This is a genomic window from Microvirga aerilata (assembly GCF_016743775.1).
Taxonomy (GTDB): domain Bacteria; phylum Pseudomonadota; class Alphaproteobacteria; order Rhizobiales; family Beijerinckiaceae; genus Microvirga; species Microvirga aerilata.
Genome location: NZ_JAEQMY010000019.1, coordinates 74801 through 89282 on the forward strand (window position 1 = coordinate 74801; position 14482 = coordinate 89282).

Consider the following 14482-nt stretch of genomic DNA (forward strand, 5'->3'; position numbering starts at 1 on the left):
CAATGAGTGACGTTCTCGCTAAGATCGAAGCCTATAAGCGCCAGGAGATCACAGCGGCGAAAGCGGCTGTTCCCCAAGCGGAAATCGAGCGTCGCGCGAGTCTCGCCTCATCGCCCCTCGGCTTCGCCAAAGCCATTGAGCGTCATCTCTCCGAGGGGCGCCCTGCGCTCATCGCCGAGGTCAAGAAGGCCAGCCCATCCAAAGGCCTGATCCGCGCCGACTTCGATCCGCCGAGCCTCGCCAAGGCCTATGCGGACGGAGGCGCAACCTGCCTGTCTGTCTTGACCGATGAGCCATCCTTCCAGGGGAAACCCGAGTACTTGGCTCAAGCCCGCGAGGCCTCCGGCCTGCCCGCCCTGCGCAAGGATTTCCTGTTCGAGCCTTACCAAGTGTACGAGGCGCGCGCCTGGGGAGCCGATTGCATCCTTGTGATCATGGCGAGCGTCACCGATGAGGAGGCCCGCAGCCTGATCGACACCGCCCATGACCTGGGCATGGACGTGCTGGTCGAGGTGCATGACCGTGCCGAACTGGAACGCGCTCTGCCCCTCGGCACGAAGCTGGTGGGCATCAACAACCGCAACCTTCGCACCTTCGAGGTCTCGCTCGCCGTGAGCGAGGAGTTGGCTCCCCTGATCCCGTCCGACCGCATCATCGTGGGCGAGAGCGGCATCTTTACGTTGGACGATATCGAGCGTCTGACCAGGGTCGACATTCGCACCTTCCTGGTAGGCGAGAGCCTGATGCGGCAGGCGGATGTAGCGGCGGCCACCCGAAAACTCCTGTTCGGCGAAGCCGCATGACGACGCTCACGCACCTCGATGCGGCGGGCGAAGCCAACATGGTCGACGTCTCTGAAAAGAGCGTCACCAGCCGCACCGCAATCGCGGAAGGATGCGTGGTCATGCGGCCGGAGACAGTGGACCTGATCCGCCAGGGCGACGCCAAGAAGGGCGACGTTCTGGGAACCGCGCGCTTGGCCGGGATCATGGCCTCCAAGCGCACCCACGAGTTGATCCCGCTCTGCCACCCTCTCCTCATCTCCAAGGTGAAGGTGGACTGCGTGCTCGACGAAACTCTTCCGGGGGTTCGAGTGACGGCCGAAGTGAAGGTGTCGGGCCAGACCGGCGTGGAGATGGAGGCGCTGACCGCCGTTTCCGTGGCATGCCTGACGATCTACGATATGGTGAAGGCCGCCGATAAGGGCATGCGGATCGAGAACATTCGCCTGCGTCGGAAAAGCGGCGGCCGCTCTGGAGATTTCGAGGCCCCATGAGCTTGATCTCGGTCGAGGATGCGCTGTCCCGCGTTCTGGCAAGCGTCGAAACGCCGGTTGAGATCGAACATGTGCCCCTCGCAGCCTGCGCCGGCCGAACGCTCGGGGAGGACATCGGCGCTTTGCGGGACCAGCCGCCCTTCCCGGCTTCCGCCATGGATGGTTATGCGGTGCGCAGCGCCGATGCGGCCGAAGCGCCGGCGACCCTCCAGGTGATCGGCACGAGCGCGGCAGGTCGCCAGTTCTCCGGCCAAGTGGGGCCGATGCAAGCCGTGCGCATCTTCACCGGAGCGCCGGTGCCTGAGGGCGCGGACACCGTGGTGCTCCAGGAGGATACGGAGCGGACCGGCGATGAGGTTGTGGTGAAGGAGCCGGCCTATTCCGGCCGCCACATTCGCCAAGCCGGTCTCGATTTCCGCGCCGGCGACGTGCTTCTGCAAACCGGGCTTCGCCTCGATGCCCGGCACGTTGCCCTGGCGGCCGCCATGGGGCATGACACCCTCCCCGTTCGCAGAAAGCCCCGCGTCGCCATCCTGGCCACGGGCGATGAGCTTGTGCGGGCGGGGGAGCCCGTCGGGCCCGATCAGATCACGGCATCCAGCCTGCCTGCCACATTGGTCATGGTCGAGAAAGCGGGTGCCGAGGCCATCGATCTCGGAATCGCGCAGGATACGCTCGAGTCCCTGGAGGATCGCATTGGAGCCGCGCAGGACGCTGGAGCGGATATCCTGGTGACATTGGGGGGCGCGTCGGTCGGCGAGCACGATCTGGTGCAGAAAGCCCTGGCCAGCCGGGGCATGGATCTCGGATTCTGGCGCGTGGCCCTGCGGCCCGGCAAGCCCTTGATGCACGGGCGCCTCGGCTCGACGCTGCTGCTGGGCCTGCCCGGCAACCCGGTCTCATCCCTCGTCTGCGCCATCCTGTTTCTGGTACCAGCCATTCGGGCGCTGCTGGGTGACCTCAAGGCTGACGAAGATCCCAGCGAGGATGCAATCCTGGGAGCGGACCTTCCACCCAACAGGGAGCGGCAGGATTACATGCGCGCCTCTCTGGCACTCCAGAATATCCCACTCAGCCTTGCTCGAAAAACCGAGCGCCTGATGTTCCCGGTGGCCACGCCGCATCTGGTGCAAGACTCGTCGATGCTGAGCATTCTCGAGCGCTCTGACGCCCTACTGGTCCGACCGCCTCATGCTCCAGCCGCATCAGCCGGAGAGCCCTGCCGGATCATTCGAGTCGGCCGGTTCTGCTGAGGGCCGCACTTTAGCCTACCTTCTATAAGCTAAGCTTTACGCTCAAGTTCAGGCGCGTGGGGAGCTATATCGGCCAGCTCTCCCTTAAACCCGATCCACAAAGCGCCGGGAAATTAATTCTCAAAGACGATTGCCTAATGAGCTTACGTTATGAGATAACATATTATTGCATTATATAGCCCGGAAAACGGGCGCAAAGGGGTCATCATGCCTAGCTACAGTTTCAATAACGCAGTCACCAATCTGTCTCTTGATGAGGTACTGGTTGGTGCATCGGTTCAAGGCACTCCCAATGGGAGCAACTTCACTCTGCTGAATGCGGTAAATGGCTATACCATTTCCTTTTCAAGCAATGCTAACGATTTTTCGTATAGCAGCGGCAATATTCCAGCTGGCGGGAAGATCACTGACATCAGCGTAAGAAATGCAGGTGGAACCGAAGTTTACAGTGTTTCCGGTCTCACAGGATCTCTTGCAGCCTTCTGGAGCACCTTTGCTGCGTCTGGATATCAGTGGGCGGGCAGCGCTGCCGCCTTCACTAACCTTTTTGCTCTAACTAGTGCTAACGTCATAACGGCTGGGGAGAACTCCGATCGTATAAGCCTGTATGGTGCGGCGGAGAGTTTCGTTGGCAAAGGAGGAAACGACACTTTCATTGTTAATGAGGGAGTTTCCGGAACAAAAATCTTCGGCACGTTGACCACTGATAGAGGTACACATGATGCTGTAGAGACTGATGTGGTAGAAATTCACGGATCTGCCAGGCTTGGCGAACTTGACGCAATCGACCTGATCCGTTTTGCAGATACTCCGACTGCTAAGACTCTCACTTTCAGCGCGAGCACGGCATTTGGTGCAAAAGCCATTCAAGGCTCCGCTGCAAGCGCAGACACCATCCACTTCACGAGTGGTTCCGATAAAGCTGATCTTGATATCTCAAAAGTTCAGTTCACCAATTGGGGTCGTGCGAACCAGACGGTTCTCGTTACCATGAACACCGATACGTCCGAGGCTCGGGATGATCGCTTTGTCGGCAGTGCAGTCAGCGAAAAGGTGACCACAGGCAACGGCCGTGACCTGCTCTACGGAAACGGCGGCGATGATTTCCTCGATGGCGGCGACGGCATCGACGTGCTGGATGGCGGCGACGGCAATGACACCCTGATCGGCGGTGGCGGCGAAGGCCCGAACATCCTCATGGGTGGCCTGGGCAACGATGTTTACAAGTTCAACGACAAGGTCGACATCGTCATCGACAAAGGCGGCCTCGACAGCCGCGTCGTCTCGAAAACGGCCACCCTGTCGTCGAAGGAAATATTCGAAGGCCTTGCGGTCGACGAGAGCCTCAGCCCCAGCAAGAGCGTCAGCCTGACCGGCAATGCCAAGGCCAATATCCTTCTCGGCCATGCGGGCAAGAACACCCTAAATGGTCTCAGCGGAAACGACATCCTCAAGGGTGAGGACGGCAACGATAAGATCAATGGCGATGCCGGAAACGACCAGATCTATGGCGGCCTGGGCAAGGACACGCTGAGCGGCGATGCAGGCAAGGATACATTCTACTTCGACACCGCGTTGAGCTCCTCGAACGTGGACAAGATCTCCAAGTTCTCGACGAAGGACGACAGGATCGCCCTCGAAGTGGACTTCTTCGCGGGTCTGGTCGGAAGCAAGCTGGCATCGTCGGCCTTCTACATCGGCACCAAGGCCAAGGACGCTGATGACCGGATCATCTACAACAAGACCTCCGGTGCGCTTTCCTACGATGCGGATGGCTCGGGCAGCATAGCGGCGGTCAAGTTCGCCACGCTCGACAAGAATCTGAAGCTGACAGCCTCGGACTTCATCCTGATCTAAGCGATCAAGAAGGTCGCCTACCCAACCCGCTTCGGCCCGAGCTGAAGCGGGTTTTTTGTTGCCTGCCACCTGGCAAGAGCCATCGGGCGCAACGGCATTTCGCCCAGCCCCACCCTGCTCTAAAATGCCGGCGATAGAGGTCACCCCACCTTGGGTCAGACCGTCACTGATAAAGCAGGTAGAGACCACAAAGCCATGTCGTCTCGATCCATACTGCCGCTGCCCAGACGTGAGCTGGATCGTGCTCTCGGCCAGCACGACGTTTATCATTGGTTGACCTGAACCAAACAGAAACGGGCCGCCCTTATGGGCGGCCCGCTGTAGTCCGATATATCGTAGCTATGATCAGATAAAGAAGAACTCTGTGTGCTTGAAGTTCTTCAAGGCCTTGTTGTTGGTGAAGCTCGCCATTTCAATGGCCGCCTTCGAGCCCGAGCCGTCAGCGTCGTAGTAGAGAACGCGCTTCTTGGCATCATAGATGAAGTAGTCATCGGCATCCTTCGCCTTGTCGCCCACGGTGAAGAACTTGCTCGCCATCTTCAACGGCTTGTTCTCCGTCCCCTTTTTGATGGCGGCAAAGAGCTTCTTGTTGGACTTGAACAGATCGCCTTCAAGCCAGATCGAGTCTTCCTTGACGCTGTAGTTCATGATCGTATCGAAGTTCACATTCCGATCCGTCTTGGACGTACCCAGTTTCCCATGGAATACAAAGAAGTCTTTGCCAACGCCGCCCCAGAGCGTGTCATTGCCATAGCCGCCCCAGAGCTTGTCGTCACCCAGGCCGCCATAGAAGACATCGTTCGCCTTCAGGTCCTTGCTGCCCTTTATCACATCGTTCAGTAAGCTGGCATTAGCCGCTGTCATGAGCTCCTGAGCCAGATCAGCAACGTTGATGATCTTCTCGAAAGCTTTCACCCCTCCTCTTCCATCATCGACTTGGATGACGATTTTGTGAGTTGTAGCCTGCTCGTGATCGAGCATGACGCCGTTTACAACCTTGAGGGAGTTGCCTTCGATTTTGAAGCGGCCACCAGCACTATCAACGAGACTGTAAGTGAAACCAGTGCTCTGGTCAGGATCCACTGCGGCCAGAGTTGCAACCGTGAAGTCGTTGCCAGCGAGAAGTTCGGTGACTCTGTCGTTCGATAGATTGATACCCGTTGGTGCGGAGTTCGAAGCCTGCTCGTCAGTGTTCCCCACGTTGATCGTAAAGTCCTGATCCAGGAAACCACCCTTGCCGTCCGATACACGTACTTTGACGACGTGAGCGTGGTTGGCGCCGGAGTTCTCATAATCAAGGCTCTGACCAGCCTTAAGCCTGAGAACCCAGCCCAGCGATGTCTCGACGACCTCGAACTTACCGCTTGTATCGTTGTTCAGCGGACTGATCGCGTACGTCAAAGTGTCACCCGAGTTGGGATCATGCCCTTTGAGGACTCCGAACGTTGCACCAGCAATGTTTTCGTTGATCGATGCCATAACATTATTATTGGCAAAGGTCAGGCTATCGGGAAACTGGTTCGTGTTGGTCTTTGGCGTAATGGTGGTCACCACATTGATAGCATCGTTTCTCGCCGGATTTGCGGGATGCGAGGCGTCGGTGACTTCAACAATGAAGTCAGTAGTGACTGTGCTCTGTGAAGTTGCATCTGGGCGATTCAAAGGATTGAAGCGAACGTTATCGAGTATAACCTCTAGAACATCTGCCTTTCCTTTAAACGTGTAAGTCTTCGTCCCCGCCATAACGGTGGAGCTTGCAGTTCCTACGTTTTCAAGATCACCCTCGGATGCCGCGAAAGAGATCCTTACTGTAAGTTCATTATCCTCAGCATCGTGCAGATCAATGCCGCCAAAAGGATTGACGGTCGAGCCTGTATCAGTAGCGTTGAATGTTGTATTGCCGCTTACTTCGATGGTTGGAGCCATATTAGACGGCGTCTTATCTGTAATCGAGGTGAGGACATTCAATGTTTCGTTGGTTGTCCAACTGGTATGGAAGTTATCCTTTACCTTGATGATGAAATCCGTTTTGATGGTGCCGGAGCTGCCGGCTCGATCTGTCGGGTTAAAGCGCAGATTTTCCATCAGGGCCGTCAGCTGGCTGTGCTTGCCAGTAAAAGTATAGGTAATGGTTCCGGCGGAGATGATACCATCAACACCGCCGGTGTTCTCCAGAACGCCATCGCTGGCGGCAAAAGAGATCGTAACCTCAAGGTCGTTATTCTCGTTGTCTCCGAAGGTAACACCCGTGAACGGCGCAACGCTCGGACCAGTATCGGTGGCAGTAGTCTGAGTCTGCCCAGTCACCGTAATGGTTGGCGCGATGTTCGGGGGAGTCTTATCGGTGATGGTGGTGAGAACGCTGATCGAGTTATTAGTGACGGGCTGCGCTTTATGGTCGTCCACCCTGATGACGAAGTTCGTCCGGATGGTGCCGCTGCTGGCGGTCTGATCTGTCGGGTTGAAGCGCAAGTTGTCCATCAGCTCCGTCAACTGGGAATGGGTCCCAGTGAAGGTGTAGGTCCGTGTCCCAAGTTCGTCATTGGGATTTACTCCACCTGTGTTCTCCAGAGTACCTTCGGACGCAGCGAAAGAGATCCGGACCGTGAGTTGATCGTTGTCTAAATCCCCAAAGGTAACACCGCTGAAGGGTGCAACGCTCGGGCCCGTATCCGTGGCGCTGGTTTGCTCTGTTCCAGTCTGTACGGTAATCGTAGGAGCCCTATTGTTGTCGTTGGCGTCATCGGTGACATAGACCTTGAGCATCCGGACAGGAGAGAACAAGCCGTTACCGCCCTGGTCCTGTGCCCGCACGAACACCTCGTAGTACTTCAAAGTTACTCCGCCTACCACTTCGCTCTTGAGCAGGGGATCGTTGGCCTCGAAGTCGAGAGGCCCGACAAGTCTGAGTTCACCGCTGCTGATCGCGAACTTGCCGCCGGCATTGCCACCGTCCGTGCGGGTGGTATCGAAGGAGTAGACGAAGCTGTCGCCCTGGTTTGTGTCGGCTGCGGCGAGATCGGCCACCTTCCGGGCCAGGCCGTTTTCCTGGATGCTGGCGCTCGTTGCGCCGCCCTGGAAAGTCACATTCGTGGGAGCACGATTTGCTACTATGGAGTGAACAACGGTGCTGACTGGTTCGGCACTCAAGCTGCCATCTGAAATCGAGAGCGAAAATGTGGTATTGCTTACCGCACCAACAGCGCCGTTGGGATTGTCGTTCGGATTGAAGCTGAGCGCCTTCAGAGCCGCCTCAACGTCAGCACGTGCGCCACTCACGGTATAGGTGTTGCCGCTGAGGCTGCCGACTCCTGGGAGATGGGTCAGAGTGCCGGCCCCGCCCGTGAAGGTCACAGTTGCCTGGAACGTTGGCGTCGTCGTACCATCCGTGATCGTCAGGCTCCCGAACGGGCTCACCGCTGCTGCGCCAATGTCCTGCACATTCTGCTCTGCAGCCACGCCGCCGATTACCGGAGCGGTATTTGCGGGGCCTTCGACAAGGTCATTCAACTCAACCTGGAAGGAACCTTGGTGAACCGTTGTTGTACTACCAGGATTAGTAATCTTAAAAGCGACTTGCGGGTAGATCCCGAACCAGTATTCATTCTCGTAATCGAATGTTTCTGTTACAGTCGGATCAACCTTAGCGATCAGAAACCATCTTTTGACACCGTTGATAGTTGTCATCTCAACATCAAAGAGGCCACCTGGATTATTGGTAAAGGTAATCACAGGGTTGCCAGTGAAAACCGTGCTTTCCCAACCTTTGATCTCACCAATTCTAGTACCTTGAGGAATATTCTCGTTTATCTGGACAACCGTATTTGATCCAGCCGGCTTAGCGCCACCGTTCGGTACGGTACCATTTGGTGCTGTATAGACATCAATTGTTAGGGCAACTGGCATGTCGATCTCCTGTATTTTATAATGTTTCAGATGTTGTGCGCTTAGGAGAGCCACAGAGGCTTCTCCAAAGTCGTTTCTCAGATGATGAAGAACATAGAGTGATCTAGCAGAGGTTTGTTCGTTCCGTCCGGCCTGTTGTTGATTGTTGCCAGGAGCCGTGCTGCAGTACCTCCAGCTCTATTGCCGTCTGCATCGTAATAGATGTTGCCAGTGGCCTGATCGTAAAGGATACGTTGCTCCGACGTCGTAGCCACCGAGCCTAATCCAAATTGTGCCGCGCTTAGTTCCAACGGCGCCCCTGATGTACTAGGAGGCGCAAGCTTGTTGAACACCGACTGCTTCAAGAAGAGCCTATCATGCTCGACGAGGCTGAAGTCCATGATCAAATCCTTGTTCGTGGTAGTGAGAACCGTATCGAACAAGAAAGTATCCTGACCCGAGCCACCATAGAGACGATCTGCCTCGAAGCTGCCAGCCAAGGTATCATTCCCCCCTCCTCCTCTGAGTACATCTTGTGTAGCGCCGCCAAGAATTAGGTCGTTACGATCATCGTTTCCGATCACGGATTCCTTGAAGAGGTTCTCAAGAGTAATTTCAATCGTGACGAGCTCAGATGATCCTTTACCGTCATGGGCGCGAACCATGATGGTGAACACACCATTCTCATATTTTTCGAAATCGAGTCTCGTGTGGTCGGCCACGACGATTTCATTGTTGTTTATGAGCGTGACACCACCACCCGTGCTATCACCCTCCAAGGTGAAGGTTAAGGGATCACCGTCCGCATCCAAAGCTGAAAGGAATCCAATGGTTGATCCAGACAACTGGTTCTCGGGCGTGATTGCATCCGAGAATGTAATGTTGGTTGGCAGCTGATTGCCCGGGCCTGAACCACCATCATCCACGATCACGGTCTCGATACCATTGGCCAGGAGTGAATCCTTGTAATTGTTGAGCTCTGCCAATGAATCGAAATCAGCCGAGTAGATGTAGGCCGTATCGTTTCCTCCAGCGAGGGTGTCGCCAACTTCGACAACCACATCGCCCTTGTTGCGGATGTAGTACACGTCGTTGCCCGATCCGCCCTCGAGCCTGCTTGCGGCATTCGTGCTGCCGGTCAGGGTGTCGTTACCGAGACCGCCGTTTAGCGTGTCGGCCCCGCCGCCGGATTTGAGGATGTCGTCGCCTAAGCCGCCGATGATCGAGTTGGCCAAGTTGTTGCCGGTGATGGAGACGCCGCTTTCGACTCCCTCGCCGACCTCCAGGATCTCGATGCCGACATCCTCATCAAGCACATAGCTGGAGACGAAGATGTAGGCCTTGTCATTCGATCCACCCTTATCCGGGTCCTTGTCCTCGACGATGACGTCCCCTTCATCTCCTGGGTAAATGTAGTAGATGTCGTTGCCGTCCCCGCCATGGAGGATGTCGTTGCCGGCACCACCCTTGAGAATGTCGTTCCCGGCACCGCCGTTGAGGATGTCGTTATCCTCTCCGCCGTTCAACGTATCATTACCGACGCCGCCGCTCAGGATATCGTCACCACCATTGCCGTTGATAACATCGTTACCTCCGCCGCCATTCAAGGTGTCGTTATCTTCGCCACCGTTCAGCGTATCGTCGCCGTCTCTGACAGTGATCGTAAACTTTTCCTCGCGGGTCTTGCCGTCGATGTCCTTGACCTCAATCCAGACCTCGTGTTCGGAATCCGTCTCAAAGTCGATCGTGGCGTTGTCCCGAACCCGAAGCACCCATTGTCCGTTGGCGAGCCGAACGACCTCAAGTTTTCCATCCGGATCATTGACGATTCTGTAGGTGAGTGGCCCCGGAACATCGTCCATCGCGCTGAGGACGCCGATCGGTGTTCCACCTGGAGAGTTTTCGTCCACAACATCCGATGACAGGGTCAGATTCCATGGCGCCAGTCCGCCGTCATCCGGCGGTGGTGGCGGTGGCGCCGTGTTGCGATAGACATACTCGATGCCCATCGACTTGAGGTGAGCTTCGAACAGGTCTGCCTCTGCTTTGCCTCCGCTGAAGTTCTCGTCGAAGATATAGGCAACATCCATATCGCCGCCGGTATCTGCGGAGTCCAGAGCATCACCCTTGTTGCGGAAGATGTATGTGTCGTTGCCGTCACCGCCATTGAAACGGTCAGCAGATCCCACACCACCGTCGAGATAGTTGCGGCCCGCGTTGCCGATCAGGAGGTTGCTTCGCGCATTGCCGATTAGGTGGGCCGAAGTGTTGCCCTTCTCATCCGCCTGCAGAATTTCGACATGAACATCATCGGCCAGCCTATAGGTCGATGTCTTTACGATGATGCGATCGGCCGTTCCGCCCGCGCCGGACTCGACAACCTTGTCAGACCCGCTCACATGATAGGTGTCGTTGCCTTCCCCACCGACCAGCTCCAGTCCGGAGCCATTGCCGTAGATGGTATTGTCCAGGTTGTTGCCGGACACTTGAGCGAGACCGGATGCATCACGCGCGTCGAGGATCTCGACCCCAGCAGCAAGGGTATAGGTTGCCCCAGAGGAGAAAGCACCTTTCAGCTGAACAGTGTCATTTCCGTCGCCAGTTTCCGTGGTTGTCGCACCCAGGCTCTTCGCGGAGAGGACATAGACATCGTCTCCAGCACCGCCCGTCATCCGGTCACCCGATGAGCCGCCCTCAAGGGTGTTGGCAAGCTCATTGCCCACCAACGTGCTCGCCGGGCTTCCCGCGGCGCTCCGGCCTACCAGCCAAACATTTTCTGCCCCAGCATCCGCTTTCAGGATTTCGATACTGTCCCGGCCTTCCAAGCTGTGCTTGCCAGCCGTTGTCACAACCAAGGTGTCGGTGCCGGACACATCGACGATCACATCAGTAACACCGGCATAATATGTGTCGTCACCTGCGCCGCCGTTCAGCGTGTCGACTCCTTCGCCTCCCTGGAGTGTGTTGTTCCGGCCATTGCCGATCAGCGCGGTGCCTTCGGCAGCAGCGATGAGCCAGATGCCATCGACGCCTTCCGCAGCTTGAAGGGTTTCGATCCCAGCAGACGCGGTGTACGTGCCTGCAACGGTTGCGATCACCACATCATTGGCGCCGCCGGCGTCGATTATGACATCGCGAGCATCGGCGTAATACCGGTCATCACCTTCGCCGCCTTCGAGGGTATCAACGTAGCCGACGGTGCCTGCAAGCTCGTTGCCATGAACATTGCCGATCAGATGAACGCCGAAGGTGACGCCTGCGCCAGCCTGGATCCTTTCGATTCCAACCGTGTCTTCCAGCTTGAAGGAGTTGGCGTAGACATTGGCAACGTCGGTGCCGAGGTTTGCGACGTTCTCCTCGATGACATCACCACTGTCCCGAATGTGGTATGTGTCTCCGTCGTTACCGCCGCTCAGAGTGTCGATGCCGGCACCGCCATCGAGCGTGTCCGCGCCTTCGCGTCCCTCCAGCCTGTTATTCCTGGCATTACCCGTGAGATTATCCGAGAAGCGGGAGCCGGTCAGGTTCTCAATGTCACTATATTCGTCGCCTGCGGCTTCGCCTGTGTTCTCGCCGCTAGCAGCCAGATTGGCTGTAATCCCTGATGTAGCTCTCTCATAAGTCGCCATATCGTTACCATCGCCACCGACTAAGGTGTCCGGGCCGAGACCACCCTCAAGCAGGTCGTCATCGTCGCCGCCGTGCAGGTAATCCTTGCTGCCGCCGCCGACGAGCGTGTCGTTGCCGCCGACGCCATAGAAGGTGTGGCCCCACTCATCAGCCTGTGTGCTGTTGCCCACCATCCGGTCGGTTGTGTTCGTCCCCTCATAGGCATTGATGACTCCGAGGAACACGTCCCCGCGGGCGTCACCCTGATCCTGATTGCGGTCTGTGAAGTCCAGAACGATGCCTGCGCTTGAGGACTTGTACGTCACCAGGTTCCAGCCGGCGTTAAAGCCGGAGCCGCCATCGAGGGTGTCCGCTCCGCCGCCGCCGGACAGGACATCGCCGCCATCTCCACCTTCGATGAGGTTGTTCGCATCATTGCCGGTGAGGGTGTCGTTGCCTCGGGAGCCGCGAATGTTCTCAATGGAGATTAAAACATCACCAGAAGCCTCACCCGTATTCTCTGATCCATCCGAATCCGACAGGTTGACGGTTACGCCGTTGCCGCTGCTATCAGGCTCAGCAAACGTGTAGTCCGCCCAATCGATGTCACTTCCGCCATCGATCGTATCGGCGCCGGCGCCGCCGCGCAGCAGATCGTCTCCATCCAGCCCATAGAGCTTGTCGTTGCCGATCGCCCCGCGCAGGACATTGTTGGCTGTACTGCCAGTCAGCTCGTCATCGAAGTTCGAGCCGAGGAGATTCTCGATGCCAACATAGGTGTCGTCCGTTGCCTCGCCGCGCGTTCCTCTGTTGGTCGTGAGATTGGCCGTGACCCCCGATGATGCCCCGAGATAGGAAACCTGGTCGCCAATGAAGCTATGCTCGCCGCCGTCAAAACGGTCTATGCCGGTGCCGCCGTCGAGCTCGTCATCGCCGCCTTCGCCGCTCAGCGTGTCGTTGCCTCTGCCGCCCCTGATGGTGTCCTCACCCCAGCCGCCCCAGAGCTCGTCATTCCCATCGCCGCCGTCCAGCCGGTCGTTGTCCCCTTGCCCGTAAAGGTGGTCGGCCTTCCAGCTGCCCGTGAGAACATCGTTGCCGTCTCTCCCATAGAAGTAGATTTCATCATTGGCGCCGGTCAGCGTATCCGCCAAATTGCTTCCCGTAAAAGCCTCGATCTCCTCATACATATCGCCATAGGCACCTCCGCCGTTGTCTTGGGTATCGAGATCGATGACGACGCCCGTGTTGGAGCGCTCATAGGTGACCAAGTCCCAGCCGGTACCGCCGACAAGATGGTCTGCAGGATCTCCGTCAGTTCCGTAATCTCCGCCATCGAGGATGTCCTGTCCATCGCCACCAAAGATGTAGTTTCTTTTATTATCACCACGGAGATAGTCATCCTTTGCCGAGCCGTACAGGTTCTCGATACCAATGAAGACGTCGTTCTTCCCCGCTCCCGCACCAAAGCTAGGATCGACCATGCTCACAGTCACACCGCTAGTGGCATGCTTGTAGCTAACACTATCATTATCACCTGCACCGCCATCGAAGGTGTCCCCTGCGCCACCTTCGTCACCCTCCGCACCGTCGAAGAGAACGTCATCGCCCCCGTGCCCCATAAGCTTATCGCCGCCAACACCCGAGCCGGCGTAGATGTCTTTGCCTTCTGTGCCGTTCACGGTAACTGCTTGAGTGCGGTAGCTAAAGATATTCCCCTTGACTGAAAAACCGTCGGAGGCATCGGACCAGCTGACCAGAAAACGACCATCAGCCAGAACCGTGATCGCAGGCTCCACCTGATCTCCGGCAACTCCGGCAGCTACGCCGGTATTAACGACGAACTCGCTTCCATCGGGCGCAGCCGTACCGTTGGCATTGAAGACGCGAGCGCGGATGTCCCAATGACCTGCGCTTATATCTGCCCACGCAACGACAAAACGCCCTTCCTGGAGAGCGGCAACAACCGGCTGCTGCTGCATTCCGGCTACGGTGGAGTTGATGGCGAAACTTGGAGGGCTGTTAGTTACATCACCATCCTTTGTAATCACCCTCCCTCTGATTGCATAACCAGAGGTATCCCCACCCAGATGATTTGTGTCGGTCCAAACAGCTACAAAGTGCCCATTCGAAAGGCGTACTGCGACAGGCTCAAATTCGTAAGAATCTCCATCAGAAAGAGTTGAAACTGAATATCGAGAATTACTACTCTTAAAAATGATTGATGATTGGGAATTACCAATGTCATAATTCTCATACACACGGAGTATGTCTTCACCGATGGAATCAAAAAGGGATATTTTATATTGATTTCCACCTACGGAACCAATAGATCCTTCATGCGTCCTATCCCCTGATGAGTTGAATTTGTTAATAAAAACACTACTTCTCTGTGTATATGCTGAAGACTAGCCAACACTTGACTGAAAACCAACGGCGAATCCACCGTCCGCTAAAGCGATAACATCGGTCGAGCGTTGGTCGACACTCATCCAAGTGTAAATTTCCCCGCTATCTGTACGGTAAGTAGTCGGCCCTGAACAATGCCGTTTGATCAGGCGGCGATTGGCTTCCAGGGATCGTTGGGCTTATCCGATTGCGCGCA

The 14482-nt window shown here is 56.7% G+C and carries 6 protein-coding genes; 4 read left to right on the plus strand and 2 right to left on the minus strand.

Annotated elements, in window-relative coordinates; all coding sequences use genetic code 11:
• Nucleotides 1-2 precede the first annotated feature (2 nt).
• The 4 genes from trpC (at nucleotide 3) to JKG68_RS14955 (ending at nucleotide 4386) form a co-directional block, all read left to right on the plus strand.
• Nucleotides 3-803: an indole-3-glycerol phosphate synthase TrpC gene (gene trpC / locus JKG68_RS14940; protein WP_202060874.1), complete on the plus strand. Its 801-nt coding sequence runs from the start codon at nucleotides 3-5 to the stop codon at nucleotides 801-803.
• Nucleotides 800-1276: a cyclic pyranopterin monophosphate synthase MoaC gene (gene moaC, locus JKG68_RS14945; RefSeq protein WP_202060876.1), complete on the plus strand. Its 477-nt coding sequence runs from the start codon at nucleotides 800-802 to the stop codon at nucleotides 1274-1276. The genes trpC and moaC overlap by 4 nt, the downstream gene beginning before the upstream one ends.
• The gene (locus tag JKG68_RS14950; protein WP_202060878.1) at nucleotides 1273-2529 is read left to right on the plus strand and encodes a molybdopterin molybdotransferase MoeA; all 1257 of its coding nucleotides are present in this window, start codon (nucleotides 1273-1275) and stop codon (nucleotides 2527-2529) included. The genes moaC and JKG68_RS14950 overlap by 4 nt, the downstream gene beginning before the upstream one ends.
• 207 nt (nucleotides 2530-2736) lie before the next feature.
• Nucleotides 2737-4386, plus strand: a complete 1650-nt coding sequence (locus JKG68_RS14955) for a calcium-binding protein (RefSeq protein WP_202060880.1) — start codon at nucleotides 2737-2739, stop codon at nucleotides 4384-4386.
• A 345-nt stretch (nucleotides 4387-4731) separates the two neighbouring features.
• Here JKG68_RS14955 and JKG68_RS14960 read toward each other — a convergent pair whose 3' ends face one another.
• On the minus strand, nucleotides 4732-8292 hold the full coding sequence (locus JKG68_RS14960) for a hypothetical protein (protein ID WP_202060882.1): 3561 nt from the start codon (nucleotides 8290-8292) through the stop codon (nucleotides 4732-4734).
• Between the two features lie 77 nt (nucleotides 8293-8369).
• Nucleotides 8370-13928 carry a hypothetical protein gene (locus JKG68_RS14965; RefSeq protein ID WP_202060884.1) on the minus strand — a complete coding sequence of 1853 codons (5559 nt, stop codon included), beginning with the start codon at nucleotides 13926-13928 and terminating at the stop codon, nucleotides 8370-8372.
• Nucleotides 13929-14482: the final 554 nt, after the last annotated feature.

Coding starts and splice junctions, on each gene's coding strand:
- JKG68_RS14960 (WP_202060882.1), bottom strand. CDS start 8,292: ATGCCAGTTGCCCTAACAATTGATGTCTATACAGCACCAAATGGTACC.
- trpC (WP_202060874.1), top strand. CDS start 3: ATGAGTGACGTTCTCGCTAAGATCGAAGCCTATAAGCGCCAGGAGATC.
- moaC (WP_202060876.1), top strand. CDS start 800: ATGACGACGCTCACGCACCTCGATGCGGCGGGCGAAGCCAACATGGTC.
- JKG68_RS14955 (WP_202060880.1), top strand. CDS start 2,737: ATGCCTAGCTACAGTTTCAATAACGCAGTCACCAATCTGTCTCTTGAT.
- JKG68_RS14950 (WP_202060878.1), top strand. CDS start 1,273: ATGAGCTTGATCTCGGTCGAGGATGCGCTGTCCCGCGTTCTGGCAAGC.